Genomic DNA, 18,815 nt, shown 5'->3' with positions numbered 1-18,815 from the left:
GTGATGGCTAGGAGAGGCGGGTCCGCCCTGCGGCGGGCCCGCGCCTGGTTGCCGGGCCTGCTGCTGGTGGCCCCCTCGATCATCCTGATCGGCGTGTTCGTGTACGGCATGCTCGGCTGGAACTTCAGCCTGGCCATGACCGACAAGCACGACGAGGTGTCGGAGGGCTCGTTCGTCGGCCTGCGCAACCTCATCGACATCTGGGACCTGCCCCGCTGGCACCTCTCGGTCAACCACGCGATCCTGTTCACGGTCGTGTTCGTGGGCGGGGCGCTGCTGCTCGGCTGGTTCCTCGCCTTCCTCATGGAGAAGGGGATCAAGGGCGAGGGCACGTTCAGGGCGATCTACCTGTTCCCCATGGCGATCTCGTTCGTGGCGACCGGCATCGTGTGGCGGTGGCTGATGAACTCGGGCCAGGGCGAGCGGGCGGTCGGGCTCAACCGGCTGTTCGACGTGATCGGCCTGCCCCAGTGGGCCTGGTTCAGGGACCAGGATTGGGGCATGGCCGCCATGGCCCTCCCGGCAATCTGGCAAATGTCCGGATATGTCATGGCGCTCTTCCTGGCGGGTTTCCGAGGCGTGCCCGAGGAACTGCGTGAGGCCGCACGGGTGGACGGATGCACCGAATGGGGCGTCTACCGGCACATCGTGCTGCCGCTGCTGCGCCCCGTGACGCTGTCCGCGCTGATCATCCTGGGGCACATCTCGCTGAAGACCTTCGACCTGGTCATGGCCGTGTCAGGCAAGCAGATCATCACCGACGTGCCCGCCGTGTTCATGTGGGTGGCGGTCTTCGACTCCCATGACCCGGCCAAGGGCGCGACCATCGCCTCCTACATCGTGCTCAGCGTGGCGATCTTCGTGATCCCCTACCTGATCTGGTCGGTCCGCAAGGAGAGGCGCTCGTGATCCTCCGCCGTGGGTTGCTGATCGTCTTCGCGGTCATCTTCCTGATCCCGATCTACGTGCTGCTGGTCACCAGCTTCAAGCCGCTCACCGAGGCCAACCCCGCGCAGGCGTGGAACCTGCCGCAGGTCTGGACGTTCGAGGCGTGGCGGGTGGCGTGGGAGAAGCTCGCACCCGGCATCTGGAACAGCGTCCTGCTGGCGGTGCCCGGATCGCTGCTGTCGTGCGCGCTCGGCTCCATGAACGGCTATGTCCTGTCGAAATGGCGCTTTCCCGGCGCGGACGTGCTGTTCACGCTGTTCCTGTTCGGCATGTTCATCCCCTACCAGGGCGTGATGATCCCGCTGGTCCAGCTCATGGTGAACCTCGGCATCTACGGCGGGATCCCGGGACTCGTGCTCGCGCACGTCGTCTACGGCATCCCGATCTGCACGCTGATCTTCCGCAACTACTACGTGACCATCCCCGACGAGCTCATCGAGGCGTCCAGAGTGGACGGCGCGGGCATGCTGCGGACCTACTGGTCGGTGGTGCTGCCCATCTCGGGTCCCGCGGTCGCCGTCGTGATCATCTGGCAGTTCACCTCGCTGTGGAACGACTTCCTGTTCGCCGTCTTCCTCACCGGGCCGACGAGCTGGCCGACCACCGTCATGCTGAACAACATCGCGGGAGCGCAGGCCACGCCGTACAGCCAGCAGATGGCCGCGGCGCTGCTGGCCTCGATCCCGACGATGCTGATCTACCTGCTGCTCGGGCGGTTCTTCATGCGCGGGCTGATGGCGGGGGCGCTCAAGGGGTGAGCTCCCCCGTGACCAGCGCGTCGCCCAGCGGGGTGCGCGAGTAGACCACGCCACGGCCCGCGCGGGCGCCGGTGATGAGACCGGTCCCGCGCAGGGCCGCGACGTGCTCGCCCACCGTGCCGAGCGCCTGCCCCATCACGGCGGCCAGCTGTGTCGTGGTGGCGGGCGTGGCCAGCTCGGCCAGGACGCGGGCGCGGGTGCGGCCCATCAGCCGCATCAGCGCCTCCAGCCGCGCGCCGCCTCCCGCCTGGGTCGCGCCGACCCCGCGCGCGGGATAGACCAGCGCGTACGGCCACGCGTCGTCGAGATAGACGCCCACGCGCGAGCCGAACACCGACGGCATGAACAGCAGGCCCCTGCCGTTGAGATCACGTTTGACGAAGTCGCTGGACAGGTCGCAGTCGAGGCCGCCGTCGCGCCAGCGGACCTGCGCGCTGAGATCGTCGAGCGCCGCCGCCCACCCGGAGGTCGCCAGCCTGCCCGCCCTCCACACCACGTCGCGCTCCATCACGGCGTGGAAGCGGGGCCACTCGGGCGAGACGATCTCCCGCCACACCGCTTCGAGGGCGTCGGCGATCAGCCGTACGACGTGGGGGCCTTCGAGTGCCGCACGCAGCTCGCGGGGGACGGTCAGCTGCGCGATCTCCTCGTGGGCGCGGTCGAGCGGCGTGGCCCTGAGCGCGGCCAGCTCCCTGTCGAACGGCACGTTCACCCCGGTAGGCGGGGGAGCGACGAAGTCCACGTTCCCCGAGCCGCGGTGACCGGAGATGGCCTGGATCAACGCCAGTCCCGGCCGGCCCAGCCGCCGGTACGGCTCCCGCCACCGCGCGGCCCACGCCTGCAACGCTCCCGCGCTCACCCTGCCTTCGAGCACCCAGGTCGCGTGCACCGTCTCGATGAGGGGTGAGATGGCGAAACGGCTCGCGGCGATGTCCTGGGGGCTGACCTCAATCCTGATCACCCTTCGGATATTCCCGAATATGTCGCCCTCTGACGGCGTGTTCTCGAAGGTTGGCGCATGGATACCAGCAGGGATCAGGCGACTTTTCGCGACGTGTTCAGGGTCAGGGAGTTCAGGGTGCTGTTCGGCAGCTTCGCGCTGCTGGTCGGCGGCGACGGGGTCAAGATGCTGGCCCTGTCGGTCCTCGTCTTCGAGCGGACGGGCTCGCCAGGGCTGTCCGCCGCCGCGTACATGGCGGGCTGGCTGCCGTACCTCGCCGGAGGGATGTTCCTGCTGTCGCTGGCCGACAGGCTGCCGCCGCGCGGTCTGATGGTGGCGGGGGAGCTGGTCAGGCTCGTGGTGTGCCTGGTGCTCGCCTACGCGGGGCTGCCCGTGTGGGCCATGCTGGCGCTGATCCTGGTCAGCGGTCTCGGCCAGCCGGTGTTCGGGGCCGCGCGCAACGCCATGCTGCCCGACGTGCTGCCCGGTGACGCCTTCGTGCTGGGGAGGTCGCTGATGGGGGTGACCAGCGCGGGCGCGCAGATCGGCGGGTTGTCGCTGGGCGGCGCGATCCTGGCCGTGGCGGGGCCCGAGGGGGCGTTGGCGGTCACGGCGGGCGTCTCGGGGGTGGCGGCGATCGTGCTCAGGTACGGCCTGCCGTACACGCCGGCCAGGGGTGGCTCGGGACGCGGCACGGTGCGTACGACGCTGCGGGTGAACAGGGTCCTGCTCGGCTCGCCTGGCGTGCGGGGGCTGCTGCTGGCGATGTGGGTGCCGCCTATGTGCCTGGCGGGGGCCGAGGCGATGGTCGTGCCGTACCTCACCTCGGCGGGGACGGCGACAGGGGCGGGGCTCGCGCTGGCCACGGCGGCCGTGGGGATGGCGGTGGGCGAGTTCGCCGTGGGCCGCTTCGCCGCTCCCGCGCTGCGGGAACGGCTGTCGTTTCCGCTGGCGGCGGCGATGGGGGTGCCGTGGCTGTTCTTCGTGGCCGAGCCTGGAGCGCCGGTCACCGCGGCGCTCGCGGCGCTGTCGGCCGGGTGCCTGGCCTACCAGCTCGGGTTGCAGCGCCGCTTCTTGGAGGCGGTCCCCGAGCAGGTCAGAGGCCAGGCGTACGGCCTGCAGTCGGCAGGGCTGATGACCGGCCAGGCGGTCGGGGCGGCGGTGATCGGCGGAGTGGCGGAACTGGCGGGCTCGGGACCCGCGATGGCGGTCTCAGGGGCGGTCGGCATCCTCGCCGCGCTCGCCCTCGCCCGCGTCCTGACCCCGGCCCGAACCCCCGTCCCCACCCCGTGACCCCCACCGAAGGCCGACCCGCCCGAACCCCCGCCGACCCCGGCGCTCAGCCGGTCGGCATCCCGGTGGGTCCGATCTCTCCCGAGCCCCGCGCGACCAGGCGTACCGGCTGCGTGATCCGCTCGACCGGCCCCACGTCCCCCGCGATCCTCCTGAACAGCAGCTCAGCCGCCACCCTCCCCAGTCCCGCCGGGTCCTGCGCCACCACGCTCACCCCCGGGTTCAGCAGGTCCGCCAGCTCGAAGTCGTCGAACCCGATCAACGCGATCCGCTGCCCCTCCAAGGCCCGGAGCGCCGTGACAGTGCACCGGCCGTTGCCCGTGAACAGCGCGGTGGGCGGGTCGTCCATCCCCAGCATGCGGTCCAGGACCGCCCGCGCCCCGTCGAGCGACGGCTGCGCCATGGAGATCAGCCGCTCGTCCACCAGGTCGCCGAGCGCCTCCCTGTAGCCGCGCTCTCGCTCGCTCGCCGTGTAGATCGCCGGGCTGTCACCCAGGAAGGCCACCCGCCGATGCCCCCGCGCGAGCAGGTGCTCGACGGCCAGCCGCGCCCCGCCCGCGTTGTCGCACAGCACCGTGTCGACGTCGAGGCCCGGCCCCGCGGGGCGGTCCACGAACACGGCGGGCGTGCCGGCGTCCAGTTCGGCCCGCAGGTAGGAGTGGTCGCTCCCGGCGGGCACCACGATGAGGCCGTCGACCCTGCGCGTGCAGAAGGTGAGCACCAGCTCCTTCTCCCTGGCAGGCTCCTCGCCTGATGAGCCGCTGAGCACCAGGGAACCGTGCTTGATCGCGACCTCCTCGACGGCCCTGCTCACCCCTGAGTAGAAGGGGTCGCCGACGTCCTCGATGACCAGGCCGATGCTCGACGTCCTGCCCTGGCGCAGCACCCTCGCGCTCTCGTTGCGGCTGTAGCCGAGGCGCTCGATCGCCGCGCGCACCCGCTCGGCGGTCGCGGCGTTCACGCCTGGCTCGTTGTTCACGACCCGGGAGACGGTCTTGAGCGCGACCCCCGCCTCCGCCGCGACATCCTTCATCGTCGGTCTCACATAGGGATCATTTATCATGCGCGTCGGCTTGACAACGTTGTCAGGTCGGTGGGGGCGCGCTTCGGCGAAACCTGGAGGCGTTCAGGGAGACCCGGTGGGTGACCAGGCGGGGCGATGTCGACGCCTATCCCTTCTGGCTTGCCACCTCGGATCCTGGTGACGGGGCGGGTGAGGGCGGTCGCCCCGCTCGTGGGGGTGGCATGACAGAGTGGGCCGCGCTATGTCCTTGAGATCCACCCTCCTCGTCGCCGGGCTCGTGCTTGCCGCGCTCAACATGCGGCCCGCCATCGCCGGAATCTCCCCCCTCCTCGACCAGATCATGACCGACGTGGGCCTCAGCCCCGCCGGAGGCGGCGCCATCACCACCGTCATGGTGGTCTGCCTCGGCCTGTTCGGCCCCGTGGCCCCGCTGCTCGCGCGCAGGATCGGCCTGGACCGCACGCTCCTGGTCGCCCTGCTCATCCTGGCCGCGGGCGTGGTGGTCCGCAGCCTGGACGGCGCCCCCGCCCTCTACACGGGCGCTGCCATCGCGGGCACCGCCATCGCGATCCTGAACGTGATCATGCCGGGCGTGGTCAAGCAGCACTTCCCCGCGAAGGCGGGCCTGCTCACCTCCATCTACGTCTCCGCCCTGGTGGGCGGTGCCGCGGCCGCCTCCGCGCTGATGATCCCCCTCGAAAGCCTCACCGGGTACGGCTGGCGCGGCGTCTCCGCCCTGGTCGCGGTGCCCGCCGTGGCCGCCGCGCTGATCTGGCTGCCTCAGGCGTTCGGCAGGCAGGCGGCGCCCGCCAACGGCCCGCGGCCGTTCATGGCGCTGATGAGGAGCCCGCTCACCTGGAAGCTGACCGCGTTCATGGGCATCCAGTCGCTGACGTTCTACGTGATGCTCGCCTGGCTTCCGACGATCTTCCAGGAGGCGGGCATCCCTGCGGAGCAGGCGGGCTTCCTGCTGGCCGTCTCGAACCTCTCCCAGGTCGCCGCCACGCTGGCCGTTCCCGTGCACGCCGAGCGCAGGCGGTCGCAGGCCGGGCACGTGGCCGCCGCCGCGCTGCTGACCGTGGCGGGATACGTGGGCGTGCTGCTCGCCCCCACCACCGTGCCGTGGGTGTGGATGATCGTGCTCGGCGTCGGCCAGGGCGCCTCCCTGGCGCTGGCGCTGCTCATCATCACCCTGCGCGCGCCCGATCCCGCGTCGGTGACCGCGCTGTCGGCTGTGGCCCAGTCGGTCGGCTACGTGCTGGCCGCGCTCGGCCCGCTGCTGATCGGGATCCTCAGGGAGGTGTCCGGCGGCTGGACGCTTCCGTTGCTCGCGGGTATCGCGGCCTGCATGATCCAGCTGGTTGTGGGCGTGCGAGCAGGCCGTCCTCTGCTATCTTAGGTAAGGCTAACCTTTTCAGGGAAAGGGCTTTGCCGTGCCGCTCGCGGAGTTGACCGGAGTGCTGGAACGCGTCGCCGCCGAGCGTGGCGGGGTGCTCGGCGTCCTACCCGGTCTTGTCGTCGAACCCGACGAGTCGTGGACGCCGCTCAGCGAGCTGTCACGCGAGCCGTCCACGCTGCTGAGCGCGCTGATCGACCAGACCGCCGGCCTGTACGACGCGCCCAGGCACGTGGGCGCGGCGCTGCTGTGGAAGACGCTCGGCTACTGGCTCACCTTCCCGATGGCCCTCGGCTGGGCGCTCAACAGGCAGGCGCCCGTCATGCGGCACGAGGACATCTACTTCAGGCGGTCCGACGCGGGTGTGACGATCGCGGCCACGTCGGTGTCGGTCGCCGGCAGCGCCGAGGCGATCCGCGAGGCGCTCCTGCAGGCGCACGAGCCGCTGGTCAACGCGATCAGCGGGCAGGCCAGGGTGGGCAGGCGGACGCTGTGGGGCTCCACGGCCGAGGCCTTCGCGCACCCGATGACCGTGGTGGTCAAGGCCGACTACATGAGCCTGCTGCGCGAGGTGGGGCCGCCCGTCGACGGTCTGCTCGAACAGACCGCCGACGGCTACCGGCGCAGGACCTGCTGCCTGTGGGTCACCCTTCCCGAGGCCGACGCCTGCGCGACCTGCTGCGTGCTGCGCGAGCCCCAGGCGGCCTGAGCTCAGGCCACTTCCTCCATGGCGGCGTCGCCCACCGGCTCGCCGTCGATGGGGCGCAACTCGTCGGCGTAGCTCACCGAGACGCGGCGCATGAGGCCCGTGTCGTCGATGGAGTACTGCCCGAGCCGCCACAGCGGCGGCGAGTAGGCGTGGATGGACACGCTCTTGTCCACCGCTCCTGTCAGCCTGTGGATGTGGTCGGGCCCGAAGTGGAACGACTGCCCCTCGGCGACGACGGTCTCCAGGTGCTCGCCGCCGATGCGCGGGTTGCATTCCAGCAGCGCGCCCTGGACCACGTGCACCGCTCCCGACGAGATGTCGTGGTCGTGCCAGCCCGTGTCGTCTTCGGGACGCCAGCAGAGCAGCCACACATCGACATAGGCGTCGCGGTAGAGCGAGGCGTAGTGCCGGCCGCCGTCGGCCGGGAACTGCACCTGGTCCTGCCACTGGGCAGGCTTCGAGGCCAGGTCGTCGACCAGCTCGCGTAGTTCCCGCCGATCGAGTGCGCGGTCTGGAAGGTTGGTGCTCACGTGCGTTTACTCCTTTCGTCCCAATGCACGAGAAATGTGGCTGCTGTCGTCTCCCGACAGGAGACGACGCGGGTTGGTGACCCTGATGGCGTGCGCGGCCGCCTGGCCGATGCCCGGGCCGTCCTGGAAGGCGGTGGCGTACGGCGCGTCCGAGCCGTTCACCACCACGTCGATGCCGAGCTCGCGGATGATCGCGTCGATCGCCCGCGGGCCGTACGAGGAGGTCTCCACGAACAGGCAGGGGTCGACCTGGCCGCGGCCGCCGCCCCTGGCCATGAGCCGCTCGGAGTGCAGCGGCGCGAGCCCCGCCAGCAGCGCGAAGCAGACCCGCAGGCGCGGGTGCCGCGGGCGCACCACCGCGCGGAAGTGGTGCCACGCCGCGTGCATCTGCTGCACGTACGGCACCAGCGCGGGCCACCAGCCGGGACGGTCGAGCTCGGCCGCGGCACGGCCGGGGTGCACGAACAGCGGCAGGTCGCGCGAGGTCAGCACCTCCAGCAGCCGGTCGTCGGGCTCGGCGGTCGCGGGGATCTGCAGCCCGGCGAAGCCACGGTCGAGGTCGGCGGCCAGCCGGTCGGGGTCGATCTCGCTGTGGCAGGTCGCCGCCCACGCGCCGTACGGCTCCGGCAGCTTCAGCGCGCCCTCGTGATAGGCGTCGATGAGCGGCCACGCCTCCTCGGGTGGCAGCGACTCGATGCCGAGCGGGCTGGACAGGGAGACGAGCGCGAGCTCCAGGCCCGTGGTGTCGCGATCGGCGTGGTCGGCGGGGTCGACCTCGTACGGGGGCTCGCCGTCGAGGATCAGCGTCCACCCGTCGAGGTAGGGAGGCGTGGCGCGAGCGCGGAGCGCGTCGACGAACGACGAAGTCCACAGGTGCTGATGCACGTCGATGCTCACGGCCATACCTCCCTCTATTTCCTACTGACAATACAGGTAAACCTGGGGATCACCTTGTGAACCGTTTCAGTGATGCGATTCAGTGAACCGCTTCACCCCTGCTTTTGTCAACGCTGAGTAGGCTTGGCGGATGGCCAGAAAGCGAGCGACCATCAAAGAGGTCGCGCAGGCGACCGGCCTGTCACCTGCCGCCGTCTCGTACGCCCTTCGCGGGCTCCAGGTCTCCGAGGAGACCATGGAGCGCGTCCGCGCCGCCGCGGCCGAACTCGGCTACGAGGCCGACCCCATCGCCCGAGCGCTGGCCAGCGGCCGCACCGGCATGATCGGCGTGCTCTGCGGCTCGCTCGAGGACCTGTGGCAGCAGTCCCTCGCTGTCGGCATCAGCAGGGGCCTGCGGGAGAAGGACCGCTACGCGCTGATCCTCGACGCCGTCGGCGACCCGGGCCGCGAGCGCGCGCTGGCCACGCAACTGCGCGACCAGCGCGTCGACGGCCTCATCGTGCAGCCCGTCGATCCCGCCGCGCCGTTCTGGGCCGACCTGTGCGAGTCGGTTCCGGTCGTCGCGATCGGCGACGGGCTGCCAGGGACGGCGGGCGAGGTGGTCTTCGACAACAGGAGCGGCGTCACGCTCGCCCTCGAACACCTCAAGGCGCTCGGTCACAGCAGGATCGCGGTGCTCACCCCGACGGGCGCCCGCACCCCCGACAGGCCCGCCGACGTCCACGCCAGCGCCGAGGCCGACAGGCTCGGCCTCGACATCGAGGTGGCCCCCGCGCCCTACGACCTGGTGGGCGCCACCGAGGTGGCCCGCGAGGTGCTGGAGGACGGGCGCCACACGGCCGTGTTCTGCTTCTCCGACTCCATCGCCTACGGCGTCTACGCGGCGGCCGCCGAGCGCGGCCTGTCGGTGCCGGGCGACGTGTCGGTGATGGGCTACGACGACCATCCCATGTCGGGCCTGCTCACCCCCGGCCTCACCACCGTCGACTGGAACCTCGACGGCATCGTCCGCGCCGCCGTACGCCTGGTGGCCGCGGCGGCCGACGGCGCGGCCCGCCGCCGCAGGGTCGTCCAGCAGCCCACACTGCGCGAACGCGGATCAGTGCGGCGGATCAGCCGCTGACCAGGCGCAGTTCCTCCCTGGCCGCGTCGAGATCGGTGTCGAGGGGGCGATCCCGTTCCCCTGGAGCGCCGCGCTCGGCCAGGGCGCGCCTGGCGGCGACCAGCTCGCAGGCCAGCACGATCTCCAGCGGCTCCACGCAGCGCAGCGCGGCCCGCGCCGCCTGGGTGGCGAAGCTCGCGTGGTCCTCGGTGCCGCGCGAGATGACCGCCGTGCCGCCCGTCACAGGCGCCGACAGCAGGCGCAGCTCGGCGAGGGCGTCATGGGCGACGTACTCCAGGATCATCGCGCCCGAGTCGCCCTGCCGCCCCGCCAGGAAGGGCAGCAGCCCCGTGTAGGCGGGCTCCATGAGCGTGGCCAGCCGCGCGGTCGCGAGCTGTGCGGCCGGCACGAGCGCCGCGCGCAGCGCGTCGAGCGCCAACGCGATCGGGGCGGCGTGGAAGTTGCCGTTGTGCCAGGCGAGCTCGCCGTCGAACAGCGGGTTCTCGTTGGCGGCGTTCAGATCCACCTCGACGGCCCGCTGCGCCCGGGCCAGCGCGTCGACGGCCGCCCCGTGCACCTGGGCGAAGGCGCGGAAGCCGTACGGATCCTGGACCCTGACCGCCTCCTCGGAGGCGAGCAGCCCGCGCAGCCGCGCGGCCACGTCCGCCTGCCCAGGCTGGGGCCGTGCCTCGTGCACGGCCCGCGCCAGCGGCTCCGCCGAGGCGTTGACCGCGGTGAAGGTGCGCGCGGCCACGCCGATCGCCGCGTCGAGCAGCAGCTTCACCTGGTGAACCGCGAGCGCGGCGTCGGCCAGCGTGGCCGCGCCCGAACTGATGAACGGCAGCGCGTCGGCCGACGACAGCGGGAACCTGGGGCCTGGCCCGCTCCCGCGCCACTCCCGCTCGCCCAGCAGGCACAGCGCGGTCGTGGCCAGCGCGGTCAGATCGCCCGTACCGATCGCGCCATAGGTGCGCACCGGCGGGGTGTGCCCGCCGTTGATCGCCTCGGCGAGCACGGGCAGCAGCGCGGGATCCACGCCCGAGCCGCCCGCGAGGAGCTGGTTCAGCCGCACGACGAGCATGGCCCTCGCCCGTCGTTCGGAGACGAGCGGGCCCGCGCCGCCGGCGTGGCTGCGCAACAGGTCGAAGCCGCCCTCCTGGACCGAGGTGTCCTTGTTGGCGCCGACGCCCGTGCTCTGGCCGTACACGGGGCCGGTCAGCGACCGCGCCGTACGCCAGGCGGCCCGGGCCCGATCGAGTGACGCGATCGAGACCGGGCCGCCTGTGGCCACCTGCGCGCAGGTGAGGGAGGTGCCGTCGAGCTCCATCAGTCGGGAAGGACCAGGCTGAGCACCCAGCTCACGATGGAGACCACGATCGCTCCCCAGAAGGCGGGCCAGAAACCGGAGACGTGGAAGGGGACGTCGAGCTGCTCGGACACCCAGCTGGTGAGAAGCATCAGACCCGCGTTGACGACCAGGGCGAACAGCCCCAGCGTCAGCACGTAGAACGCGCAGCCGATCGTCTCGATGATCGGCTTGATCACGGCGTTGATCACACCGAAGATCAGCGCCACGACGAGCAGCGTGCCCCAGTACTGGGCCGTGCCCGTCGGGGTCGTGATCGCGACCCCGCTCACGAACTGGATGGCGACCCAGAGGGATGCCGCCACGACGAGAACTTTGATAATGAACTTCACGCCACAGGATCCTCGCATCTCTGATCGGCGATGAGGAAGGGGTGCCGCCGCCGGGCCCCGGTGGGCGCCGCGCCCCCGGTGACGGCGGGGAAGGTCGCCGGCCGACGGTCGATCATGGACGCTACGTGCCCGGCCATGACGCTAAGTAGTCCTGAGAAGGCGTTATCGAGGCGACATCGCGGGGAAGAGCCCTCCTGGGGAGGGAGTGACATGGACAGTGGAGAACTCGAGACGCTGCCGACGATCGAGCTGCACGAGCGGGCGGTCCACTACGCCGTACGCCACGGGGACTTCGCGTTCATCTGGGACCTGCTCAAGGCGATCCCCGCGGCCGAGGCGGCGAGCGGTCACGGAGGCGAGGTCGTCAACGACCTCAGCCACCTGTCCGCCCTGCTCAGCGACGCCATGGCCTCGGGACACGGAGATCTGGGGGAGGCGCTCAAACCGCTCTACGTCGACTACCTGTCGAAGCACCCCGAGGCCTAGCCCGCCAGCCTGGTCTCCACCCCGTGGCCGGTGAACCCCGGGGTGCTCGTCGCGCGCCCGTCCGCGCCGACCACCATGCTCTGGTACGGCAGGCGCGCGGCGAGCTCCCTCGCGAAACGCCTTGCCCTGGCCGTGCCCATGGCGTGCATCGCGCCCGCGTAGGCACCGGCGGCGCCCAGGTCGGGGCCGACGACGCACACCCACGCCCTGCCGTCCCCGCTGTACTGCTCGCCGCCCGCGGTCGCCACCGCGGCGTCATGGGCGAACAGCACCCTGGTGGTGACCCCGTCGTACGGGTCGCGCATGCCCACCCTCCAGCGGCGGCCGGGCGCTGAGGAACCGCGCACCCTCGTCCCGCTGCCCGCGGTCACCCGGTGGTCGACCGCGCCGGCGCCGGCCAGCGCGCGCGAAAGGCGCTCCACGGCCCAGCCCCGCACGTAGGCCATCGGGTCGAACCGCTCGCCCTCGCTGCCGTCGAACCAGCCACCCGTCTCCCCGCTCAGCTCCTCGCACCTGCGCGTGACCTCGACGAGCTCGGGGATCCCCTCGATCGGCCGCCCGCCGTCGAGCCGGGCGACGTGGCCGCCGTCCACGCCGGGGCGGAAGGTGTCCTCCACCCAGCGCAGCCAGCTGAACGCGTCGTCCAGCAGCGGCGTCAGCTCCCGCCCTGGAAGCGCCGTGCGGATGTCCACGCACACGGGCAGGCTCATCACCATCTGGACTCGAGCGGCACCGGGAAAGGTCATGCGGTCACCGTCCCACGCGAGCCATAACGGCCGGCTAAGTCCTTTACCTGGGCTTGGTCAACGCGCCAACGTGACAGCGGCTATGCCCTTCGCCGGAGCCTGGTCAACGCGCCCCTGACGTAGCGGACGAAGCCTCGCGGGCCGTACACGTGGACCGTGCGCTGGGAGATGTCGGGCACCAGGCGGCGCAGGCCCGAGGCACTGACCGCCTCCTTCGCCCGGGGATCGTGCTCGGTGCCCTCCACGAGCACCACGGGCACGCCCAGCTCGCGCAGCTCGCGCGCCTGCTGGGCCTCGCGGGTGTCCCGGGCGCGGTAGAGGACCACCGTGCGCTCCGGGTCCTTGACCCTCGCGGCGATCGCGGCCGCGCCCACGCCTTCGGCGATCAGCAGGGTCGACGTCCGGGGCTCGGGCCTGCGCTCCCACAGCAGCACCGCCAGCGCCGCGCCGTACAGGAGGAACGAGCCCACCCTGCTCAGCCCCGTCACCGCCGCAGGCGAGGCGAGCTGATGGACCACCACCAGCGCCCCAGCGAGATACGCCGCCCACCTGAGGCTGGGGTGCAGCCGCTCCTGCCTGTTCCAGCGCGCCGCCACCAGGCCGAGCACCACCAGAACCGCGGTGCCGACATGGGCCGTCGGGAGCCACGGGTAACTCCAAGCGGGGTGAATTGCTCCGAAGTGTCCCACTGCCGCGCCAGACCAGAAGAGCACCGGCGGGAGAGACTGGGTGCTGGTAGTCATAGAAAAGACAGTCTGCGAAGTAGATGAGAGTTGCCTGAATAGAAGATGGGTAAATCCGAAGTTCTGGTTGTGGACGATGAGCCCCAGGTGCGCGACGCCGTCAGCAGAGCGCTTCGCGTCGAGGGATACCAGGTCAGGAGCGCGCCCGACGGGCCGACCGCGCTGGCCGTGGCCGCCGTGGACCGTCCCGACCTGATCGTGCTCGACGTCATGATGCCGGGCATGGACGGGCTGGAGGTCTGCCGCCGCCTGCGAGCCGAAGGCGACAGGACCCCCGTCCTCATGCTGACCGCGCTGTCCGGCGTGGGAGACAGGGTGGAGGGGCTCGACGCCGGCGCCGACGACTACGTGGTCAAGCCGTTCGCCCTCGAAGAGCTGTTCGCCAGGGTGCGCGCGCTGCTGCGCCGTACCAACTCCTCGGGAGGGGCGCTGGAGTTCGCGGGACTCGCGCTGAACACCGAGAGCCGCCAGGCCAGACGCGGCGGCAGGCTCTTCGACCTGACCGGGACGGAAGCCGCGCTGCTCGAACTGCTCATGCGCAACGCGGGACAGGTCCTCACCAGGGAGGTCATCCTGGAACGGATCTGGGGATACGACTTCACGCCAGGCTCCAACTCGCTGGAGGTCTACATCCGCTACCTGCGGCGCAAGACCGAACACGACGGAGAACCCCGGCTGATCCAGACAGTGCACGGCCTCGGATACGTGTTGAGGGAGTCATGAGGCTTCATCTAAGGCTCGCGCTCGCGGCGGGCCTCGCGGCGGCGCTCTCCGTCCTGCTCGTGCTCGGAGCCGCCTACTACGTCACCTGCCGCAGGGCCGAGAGCGTCATGGGGCAGATCGGACGGTGGCAGGCGGAGTTCGGCTGGCCGTTCCTCGCCGTGGCCGTCGGCGGACTGGTCATCGCCGCCTTCCTCGGGTGGCTGGCGGCCCGCGCCTCGCTCCGCCCCCTGTCGACGCTCACCGCCACGGCCTCCAGGATCGCCGTCACCAGGGACCTCGGGCTGCGCATCGACGTGGCCCGCGACGACGAGATAGGGAAACTGGCGGCCAGTTTCAACACCATGCTGGACGCCCTGGAGCGATCGGCCAAAGCGCAGAAGCAGCTCGTCGCCGACGCCTCGCACGAGCTGCGCTCGCCGCTGACCGCCGTCAGGACCAACGCCGAACTCCTGGTGCGCGGCGACCTGCCCGCCGAGGAGCGCGACGAGGTCGGGCAGGCGGTCGTCTACGGTCTCGAGGAACTGAGCGGGCTGGTCTCGGATCTGGTGGAACTGGCCAGGGACGAGGAACCGGTGGCGCTGGTCGAGGACGTGCGGCTCGACGAGATCGTCGAGCACGAGGTGACCAGGGCGGGACTCCACTGGGCGGCCACCAGGTTCACGGTGGCGGTGGAGCCGACCGTGGTCAGGGGCGTGCCCGACCGGCTGGCGCGCGCCGTGGGGAACCTGCTGGACAACGCCGCCAAGTACGGGGCGCCTGAGGACGCGGTCGAAGTGACGCTGCGGGACGGGGTGCTGGAGGTCCGCGATCATGGGCCCGGGATTCCGGTGGCGGACCTGCCGTTCGTCTTCGACCGGTTCTACCGGTCCGGCGAGGCGCGGACGAAACCGGGGTCGGGGCTGGGGCTGGCGATCGTACGGCAGGTCGTGGACAGCCACGGGGGCACCGTGTCGGCTGTCTCGGTCCCGGACGGGGGAACCCTGGTCCGTCTGGTCCTCCCCGGGATGGCGTGACCCCGGCCCTTGGGTTCTGCGGATCCCTCGGTCCAGAGGTTTGTCGGACCGTCGAACTCCTGGGGCGCCGCCGTACCCGACGACGGACAGGGCGGCTCGGACGCGCGCGGTCCGGATACTCCCGGTAGGTTGACCGGCATGGCTAACGTGCGTGTTGAGCGGACAGACGACGGTTTCGTGGCGACCAACGCCCGCGGTGCGCGGGTCGAGATCGGCGGTGGCGACGAGGACGGCGTCTTCACCCCCGTCGAACTGCTCCTGGCCGCCGTCGGCGGGTGCAACATCGTGACCGTGGAACCGCTCACGGCAAAGCGAGGGCACCGCCTGCTCCGGCTGGCGATGACGGTCGAGGCGGAGAAGGTCGAGCCGAGCAAGCTCGGGCCCGTCACCGTGACCTACGACGTGGAGGTCCCCTCCGAGCAGGCCGACGAGGTGTTCAGGGCGGTGGCCGAACGGGTGGAGGAGAAGCACTGCACGGTGAGCCGTTCGCTCAGGGAGGGCACGGAGGTCCGCTTGGAGCTCCCCTAGGCTGATTAGGGCGATAATCGACCCTGGTATGACGCGTCCGTTGCATTCGTCTCTGTAACGTTGAAGCAGGTCAAGGGTGCTGCGACTGACTTGCAGAGCTTTTGCCGATGCGGACGCGGAGGGGGACCGTCGTCTGCTGTGCGGGACCGCCGACACTTCGGGGGAAGGTGTCGGCCTGGACCGCGGTAGATCGGGGCCGGACGGTTTTGGGGGAAGCCGTCCGGCCCCGATTCATGTGTACTGTTTTGGGGTGAAGAAGCTCCTCCTTGACTGCGACCCCGGCATCGACGACGCGCTGGCCCTGGCGCTCGCAGCCGGTTCCCCCGAGATCGACCTGGTAGGCATCACCACCGTCGGCGGCAACGTCAGCCTCGACCTGACCACCGCCAACGCCCTCTCGCTCCGCGAGTTCTACCGGCTCGGCGACGTCCCGGTCACGCCAGGCAGCGCCGGCGCGCTGCTCGGGGCGGGCGTCCGTGCCGACTCCATTCACGGTGCCACCGGCCTGGGCGGCGTCACCCTCCCCGCGCCGACCCGCGGGGTCGCCGACGGTCACGCCGTCGACTACATCATCGAGACTCTCCGCTCCGCGCCCGGCGAGATCACCCTCGTCGCCGTCGGCCCGCTCAGCAACATCGCCCTCGCCGTACGGCGCGAGCCGCGCATCGTCGAGTGGGCGCGCGACTTCGTGATCATGGGGGGCTCCTACACCCGCGGCAACCACACGCCCGCCGCCGAGTTCAACATCAAGGCCGACCCCGCCGCGGCGTCGATCGTGTTCGACGCCGGCTGGGAGGTGACCATGGTCGGCCTCGACGTCACCCTGACCGCCGTCGTCACCGAGTCGATCCTGGACCAGATGCGGTCACTGGGACGGCTGGCCGACCTGGTGGTGCCGATCTCCCAGTTCTACGGTGTGGTGAAAGCCGACGGAGGCCCCGCCATCCACGACGCGGTCGCCGTCGCGCACGTCATCGACCCCACCCTGCTGACCCTCGTCCCCGCCGTCGTGAACGTCGAGACCGCCGGGACGTACACGGCCGGAATGACGGTCACGGACTTCAAGGTGGACGGGCGCGTACCGAACGCGGCCGTGGCGGTCGACCTCGACGTGGACCGCTTCTGGAAGCTGATGCTGGAGTCGTACGAGAGGCTGGCGGCCAGGATCGCGTGATGTGCGAGTGGTGGTTGGCTGCTGCTACAGTTACACCTGTCGCAAGCGCCGCTAGCTCAGTTGGTTAGAGCAGCTGACTCTTAATCAGCGGGTCCGGGGTTCGAGTCCCTGGCGGCGCACAGACGGAAAACCCCAGCTCGGTTCGCCGAGCTGGGGTTTCTTCGTTTTCGCTTGATGCGCCTGCCTGCCTGTGGGGGTGCTCCCGCGGATCAGCGACTCAACCCTTCTTAACCGGCTTTCGCCGAATACTCGCGGGAGGGTGACAATCCCCAGCTCTGAGATGCCGGAGGCCGCGGTCGAGCCGATCGGTCCTGTCGGCCCGGTTCCCGGGGCGGCTGCGTTGCCCCTCCGGCGGGCCGGCGGCTCTGTGAACGTGATCATCGAGGGCCTGGCGCACGATGTGTTCGAAAGGCAGGTGTGGCCGGCACGGAAAATGCCAGTGAGGTTCTCCCGGCCGTTTGGTAGCGTCGAGCACATGGAGGTCTCCTCGCGCAATCTCGCCGCAGCCGCCCGAGCTACGAGCTCGCCGGTCGCCGCTGCCTGACCTCCTCCTCATCACCGGCCACCGGAAACGGCCGCCGGTGTGTCGTCTGACTCCTGTTCGCAGTCTGCAGTCTGCCTGCGGTTCTTTCCGGTCCCCATGACCCGAAAGGCCCTGCTGTCATGAACGTCGATCAGACCGTCAGCACTTTCATCGAGTTCTTCCGTGAGCGTGGTCACCGACGCATCACCGGAGGCTCGCTCATCCCGCCTCCCGGAGATCCGGTGCTGTTCACCACCTCCGGCATGCACCCGCTCACCCCCTACCTGGAAGGCCGCCCGCACCCGCTCGGGCGGCGCCTGGTCAACCTTCAACGCTGCCTGCGCACCACCGACCTGGACGAGGTCGGTGACAACACCCACCTGACGGTGTTCGAGATGCTCGGCTCATGGTCGCTGGGGGACTACGGCGGCTCGCAGAGCCTTCGATGGGGATACGAGCTGCTGCGTGACGGCTTCGGTATCCGCCCCGACCGGCTGCACGTCACGGTCTTCGGCGGCGACGAGCAGGTCGGCCACGACACCGAGTCGGTCCGGACGTGGAGCGAGATGGGCGTGCCGGTGGAACTGACCGGCGAGGACAACTGGTGGTCCAACGGGCCCACCGGACCGTGCGGCCCCGACTCGGAGATCTTCGTATGGACCGGAGAGGAACCGCCACAGGGCACCCCGAGCAGTGACCAGCGCTGGGTCGAGGTGTGGAACCACGTGCAGATGCGCTATCACCGCCATGAGGACGGCAGCCTTGATCCCCTGCCCCAGCCTGGCATCGATACGGGCATGGGGCTGGAACGGCTGGTCACCATCCTGCAGGGCCGACGATCGGTCTTCGACTGTGACGTGTTCGACCCGTGGATGAGGACCATCCCACGCCTGTGGGACACCGACGAGTCATCCCTGCGCGTCATCATCGATCACCTGCGTTCCGGCATCGTGGTCATCGGCGACGGGACCATGCCCTCCACCACCGGGCGCGGCTACGTGCTGCGCCGGCTCACGCGCCGCGTCCTCACCACCCTGTGGCGCGATGATCCCTCCCGCACCGTGTCCGACCTTCCTCGGGAGCTTGTTGACCACACGCTGGGGCATTTCCGGCAATCATGCGGAGTTGACCACGTACGCGAGGTGCTGCTCGATGAAGAGCGACGCTTCTCCAAGCTGCTGACGCGAGGCCGGCAGGTGCTGTCCCGGCTGGGCTTCGTCGGGCCGTTGAGCGAGGAGAACTACGACTACCTCCACCACACCCACGGCCTGCCCCGCGAGCTCGTCATCGGCCTGCTCACCGAACTCGGATCAGATCCGTCCACTCCGACATCCGACCCTCGGACGCGTGTGAACGCCCAGTCGCGGTAGCCGTCAGCCGAGCCCCGACCTGGGTCGGGGCTCGGGCCGGGCGGGCCGTCCTGGTCGCATGGTCGCCATCACCGGGTCCACGTGCCTCGGCGTGCGGGCTCCCACCGGTACGGCGGAGCACGTGGCCTCCCGGCTGTCCGCGATCAGTCTGGCTGTTCGCGGCCGGTCCGGCTTCCCGTGACCGGTCCGGCTGTTCGCGGCCGATCCGGCTGTT

Annotated in this window: 20 protein-coding genes and 1 tRNA gene; 13 read left to right on the top strand and 8 right to left on the bottom strand. The window is 70.6% G+C overall.

The annotated features are described in order from the left end of the window. The first annotated feature begins 3 nt into the window (after positions 1 to 3). Positions 4 to 909, top strand: coding sequence for a carbohydrate ABC transporter permease (locus tag ACFSKW_RS30950; RefSeq protein ID WP_379576008.1), 906 nt, complete (start codon positions 4 to 6; stop codon positions 907 to 909). After that, complete coding sequence (locus tag ACFSKW_RS30945) at positions 909 to 1,706, top strand: carbohydrate ABC transporter permease (protein ID WP_379576327.1); 798 nt, start codon at positions 909 to 911, stop codon at positions 1,704 to 1,706. Before ACFSKW_RS30950 ends, ACFSKW_RS30945 begins: the two co-directional genes overlap by 1 nt. Here the strand turns inward: ACFSKW_RS30945 and ACFSKW_RS30940 are convergent. Then, positions 1,696 to 2,667 carry an ArsR/SmtB family transcription factor gene (locus ACFSKW_RS30940; RefSeq protein ID WP_379576007.1) on the bottom strand — a complete coding sequence of 324 codons (972 nt, stop codon included), beginning with the start codon at positions 2,665 to 2,667 and terminating at the stop codon, positions 1,696 to 1,698. The two genes, ACFSKW_RS30945 and ACFSKW_RS30940, sit on opposite strands and share 11 nt — an antisense overlap. A gap of 57 nt (positions 2,668 to 2,724) precedes the next feature. On the opposite strand from ACFSKW_RS30940, the gene ACFSKW_RS30935 reads away from it, so the two are divergent. Next, entirely contained in the window at positions 2,725 to 3,939 is a 1,215-nt protein-coding gene (locus ACFSKW_RS30935) for an MFS transporter (RefSeq protein ID WP_379576006.1), read from the top strand. Between the two features lie 46 nt (positions 3,940 to 3,985). Here ACFSKW_RS30935 and ACFSKW_RS30930 read toward each other — a convergent pair whose 3' ends face one another. Further along, positions 3,986 to 4,984, bottom strand: coding sequence for a LacI family DNA-binding transcriptional regulator (locus ACFSKW_RS30930; protein WP_379576005.1), 999 nt, complete (start codon positions 4,982 to 4,984; stop codon positions 3,986 to 3,988). Between the two features lie 220 nt (positions 4,985 to 5,204). Between ACFSKW_RS30930 and ACFSKW_RS30925 the strand changes: the two genes are divergently transcribed. Both ACFSKW_RS30925 and ACFSKW_RS30920 read left to right on the top strand, forming a co-directional pair. Continuing rightward, on the top strand, positions 5,205 to 6,362 hold the full coding sequence (locus tag ACFSKW_RS30925) for a CynX/NimT family MFS transporter (protein ID WP_379576004.1): 1,158 nt from the start codon (positions 5,205 to 5,207) through the stop codon (positions 6,360 to 6,362). 34 nt (positions 6,363 to 6,396) lie between these two features. After that, positions 6,397 to 7,068, top strand: coding sequence for a hypothetical protein (locus tag ACFSKW_RS30920; RefSeq protein ID WP_379576003.1), 672 nt, complete (start codon positions 6,397 to 6,399; stop codon positions 7,066 to 7,068). Positions 7,069 to 7,070: 2 nt separating this feature from the next. Here the strand turns inward: ACFSKW_RS30920 and ACFSKW_RS30915 are convergent, their stop codons facing one another. Both ACFSKW_RS30915 and ACFSKW_RS30910 read right to left on the bottom strand, forming a co-directional pair. Beyond that, positions 7,071 to 7,598 (bottom strand): cysteine dioxygenase, encoded by a 528-nt coding sequence (locus ACFSKW_RS30915; RefSeq protein WP_379576002.1) that lies wholly within the window; start codon positions 7,596 to 7,598, stop codon positions 7,071 to 7,073. Positions 7,599 to 7,604: 6 nt separating this feature from the next. After that, positions 7,605 to 8,501, bottom strand: coding sequence for an amidohydrolase family protein (locus ACFSKW_RS30910; RefSeq protein ID WP_379576001.1), 897 nt, complete (start codon positions 8,499 to 8,501; stop codon positions 7,605 to 7,607). Positions 8,502 to 8,625: 124 nt separating this feature from the next. Between ACFSKW_RS30910 and ACFSKW_RS30905 the strand changes: the two genes are divergently transcribed. Beyond that, the gene (locus ACFSKW_RS30905; RefSeq protein ID WP_379576000.1) at positions 8,626 to 9,618 is read left to right on the top strand and encodes a LacI family DNA-binding transcriptional regulator; all 993 of its coding nucleotides are present in this window, start codon (positions 8,626 to 8,628) and stop codon (positions 9,616 to 9,618) included. Here ACFSKW_RS30905 and ACFSKW_RS30900 read toward each other — a convergent pair. Both ACFSKW_RS30900 and ACFSKW_RS30895 read right to left on the bottom strand, forming a co-directional pair. Then, positions 9,608 to 10,924: an aromatic amino acid lyase gene (locus tag ACFSKW_RS30900; RefSeq protein WP_379575999.1), complete on the bottom strand. Its 1,317-nt coding sequence runs from the start codon at positions 10,922 to 10,924 to the stop codon at positions 9,608 to 9,610. The two genes, ACFSKW_RS30905 and ACFSKW_RS30900, sit on opposite strands and share 11 nt — an antisense overlap. Further along, on the bottom strand, positions 10,924 to 11,295 hold the full coding sequence (locus ACFSKW_RS30895) for a phage holin family protein (protein WP_379575998.1): 372 nt from the start codon (positions 11,293 to 11,295) through the stop codon (positions 10,924 to 10,926). The genes ACFSKW_RS30900 and ACFSKW_RS30895 overlap by 1 nt, the downstream gene beginning before the upstream one ends. Before the next feature lie 210 nt (positions 11,296 to 11,505). Here ACFSKW_RS30895 and ACFSKW_RS30890 point away from each other — a divergent pair, with 210 nt between their 5' ends. Further along, positions 11,506 to 11,781, top strand: coding sequence for a hypothetical protein (locus ACFSKW_RS30890; protein WP_379575997.1), 276 nt, complete (start codon positions 11,506 to 11,508; stop codon positions 11,779 to 11,781). On the opposite strand, the gene ACFSKW_RS30885 is transcribed toward ACFSKW_RS30890, so the two are convergent. Both ACFSKW_RS30885 and ACFSKW_RS30880 read right to left on the bottom strand, forming a co-directional pair. Then, the gene (locus ACFSKW_RS30885) at positions 11,778 to 12,527 is read right to left on the bottom strand and encodes an FAD:protein FMN transferase (RefSeq protein WP_379575996.1); all 750 of its coding nucleotides are present in this window, start codon (positions 12,525 to 12,527) and stop codon (positions 11,778 to 11,780) included. The two genes, ACFSKW_RS30890 and ACFSKW_RS30885, sit on opposite strands and share 4 nt — an antisense overlap. Before the next feature lie 80 nt (positions 12,528 to 12,607). After that, positions 12,608 to 13,138, bottom strand: coding sequence for a hypothetical protein (locus tag ACFSKW_RS30880; protein WP_379575995.1), 531 nt, complete (start codon positions 13,136 to 13,138; stop codon positions 12,608 to 12,610). Positions 13,139 to 13,315: 177 nt separating this feature from the next. Here ACFSKW_RS30880 and ACFSKW_RS30875 point away from each other — a divergent pair, with 177 nt between their 5' ends. The 6 genes from ACFSKW_RS30875 (at position 13,316) to ACFSKW_RS30850 (ending at position 18,601) form a co-directional block, all read left to right on the top strand. Next, positions 13,316 to 13,993, top strand: coding sequence for a response regulator transcription factor (locus ACFSKW_RS30875; RefSeq protein ID WP_379575994.1), 678 nt, complete (start codon positions 13,316 to 13,318; stop codon positions 13,991 to 13,993). Then, on the top strand, positions 13,990 to 15,006 hold the full coding sequence (locus ACFSKW_RS30870; RefSeq protein WP_379575993.1) for a HAMP domain-containing sensor histidine kinase: 1,017 nt from the start codon (positions 13,990 to 13,992) through the stop codon (positions 15,004 to 15,006). The genes ACFSKW_RS30875 and ACFSKW_RS30870 overlap by 4 nt, the downstream gene beginning before the upstream one ends. A gap of 138 nt (positions 15,007 to 15,144) precedes the next feature. After that, entirely contained in the window at positions 15,145 to 15,534 is a 390-nt protein-coding gene (locus tag ACFSKW_RS30865) for an OsmC family protein (protein WP_379575992.1), read from the top strand. A gap of 250 nt (positions 15,535 to 15,784) precedes the next feature. Further along, complete coding sequence (locus ACFSKW_RS30860; protein ID WP_379575991.1) at positions 15,785 to 16,708, top strand: nucleoside hydrolase; 924 nt, start codon at positions 15,785 to 15,787, stop codon at positions 16,706 to 16,708. 45 nt (positions 16,709 to 16,753) lie between these two features. After that, positions 16,754 to 16,827 (top strand) — tRNA-Lys (locus ACFSKW_RS30855). A gap of 544 nt (positions 16,828 to 17,371) precedes the next feature. Next, positions 17,372 to 18,601: an alanine--tRNA ligase-related protein gene (locus tag ACFSKW_RS30850; protein WP_379575990.1), complete on the top strand. Its 1,230-nt coding sequence runs from the start codon at positions 17,372 to 17,374 to the stop codon at positions 18,599 to 18,601. Positions 18,602 to 18,815 lie beyond the last annotated feature (214 nt).

Origin of the sequence: Nonomuraea mangrovi (genome assembly GCF_042681425.1) — a bacterium.
GTDB lineage: Bacteria > Actinomycetota > Actinomycetes > Streptosporangiales > Streptosporangiaceae > Nonomuraea > Nonomuraea mangrovi.
This window is presented reverse-complemented; position numbering and strand designations above follow the sequence as displayed.

Coding starts and splice junctions, on each gene's coding strand:
- ACFSKW_RS30875 (WP_379575994.1), top strand. CDS start 13,316: ATGGGTAAATCCGAAGTTCTGGTTGTGGACGATGAGCCCCAGGTGCGC.
- ACFSKW_RS30905 (WP_379576000.1), top strand. CDS start 8,626: ATGGCCAGAAAGCGAGCGACCATCAAAGAGGTCGCGCAGGCGACCGGC.
- ACFSKW_RS30885 (WP_379575996.1), bottom strand. CDS start 12,527: ATGACCTTTCCCGGTGCCGCTCGAGTCCAGATGGTGATGAGCCTGCCC.
- ACFSKW_RS30865 (WP_379575992.1), top strand. CDS start 15,145: ATGGCTAACGTGCGTGTTGAGCGGACAGACGACGGTTTCGTGGCGACC.
- ACFSKW_RS30935 (WP_379576006.1), top strand. CDS start 2,725: ATGGATACCAGCAGGGATCAGGCGACTTTTCGCGACGTGTTCAGGGTC.
- ACFSKW_RS30900 (WP_379575999.1), bottom strand. CDS start 10,924: ATGGAGCTCGACGGCACCTCCCTCACCTGCGCGCAGGTGGCCACAGGC.
- ACFSKW_RS30850 (WP_379575990.1), top strand. CDS start 17,372: ATGAACGTCGATCAGACCGTCAGCACTTTCATCGAGTTCTTCCGTGAG.
- ACFSKW_RS30950 (WP_379576008.1), top strand. CDS start 4: ATGGCTAGGAGAGGCGGGTCCGCCCTGCGGCGGGCCCGCGCCTGGTTG.
- ACFSKW_RS30910 (WP_379576001.1), bottom strand. CDS start 8,501: ATGGCCGTGAGCATCGACGTGCATCAGCACCTGTGGACTTCGTCGTTC.
- ACFSKW_RS30890 (WP_379575997.1), top strand. CDS start 11,506: ATGGACAGTGGAGAACTCGAGACGCTGCCGACGATCGAGCTGCACGAG.
- ACFSKW_RS30870 (WP_379575993.1), top strand. CDS start 13,990: ATGAGGCTTCATCTAAGGCTCGCGCTCGCGGCGGGCCTCGCGGCGGCG.
- ACFSKW_RS30925 (WP_379576004.1), top strand. CDS start 5,205: ATGTCCTTGAGATCCACCCTCCTCGTCGCCGGGCTCGTGCTTGCCGCG.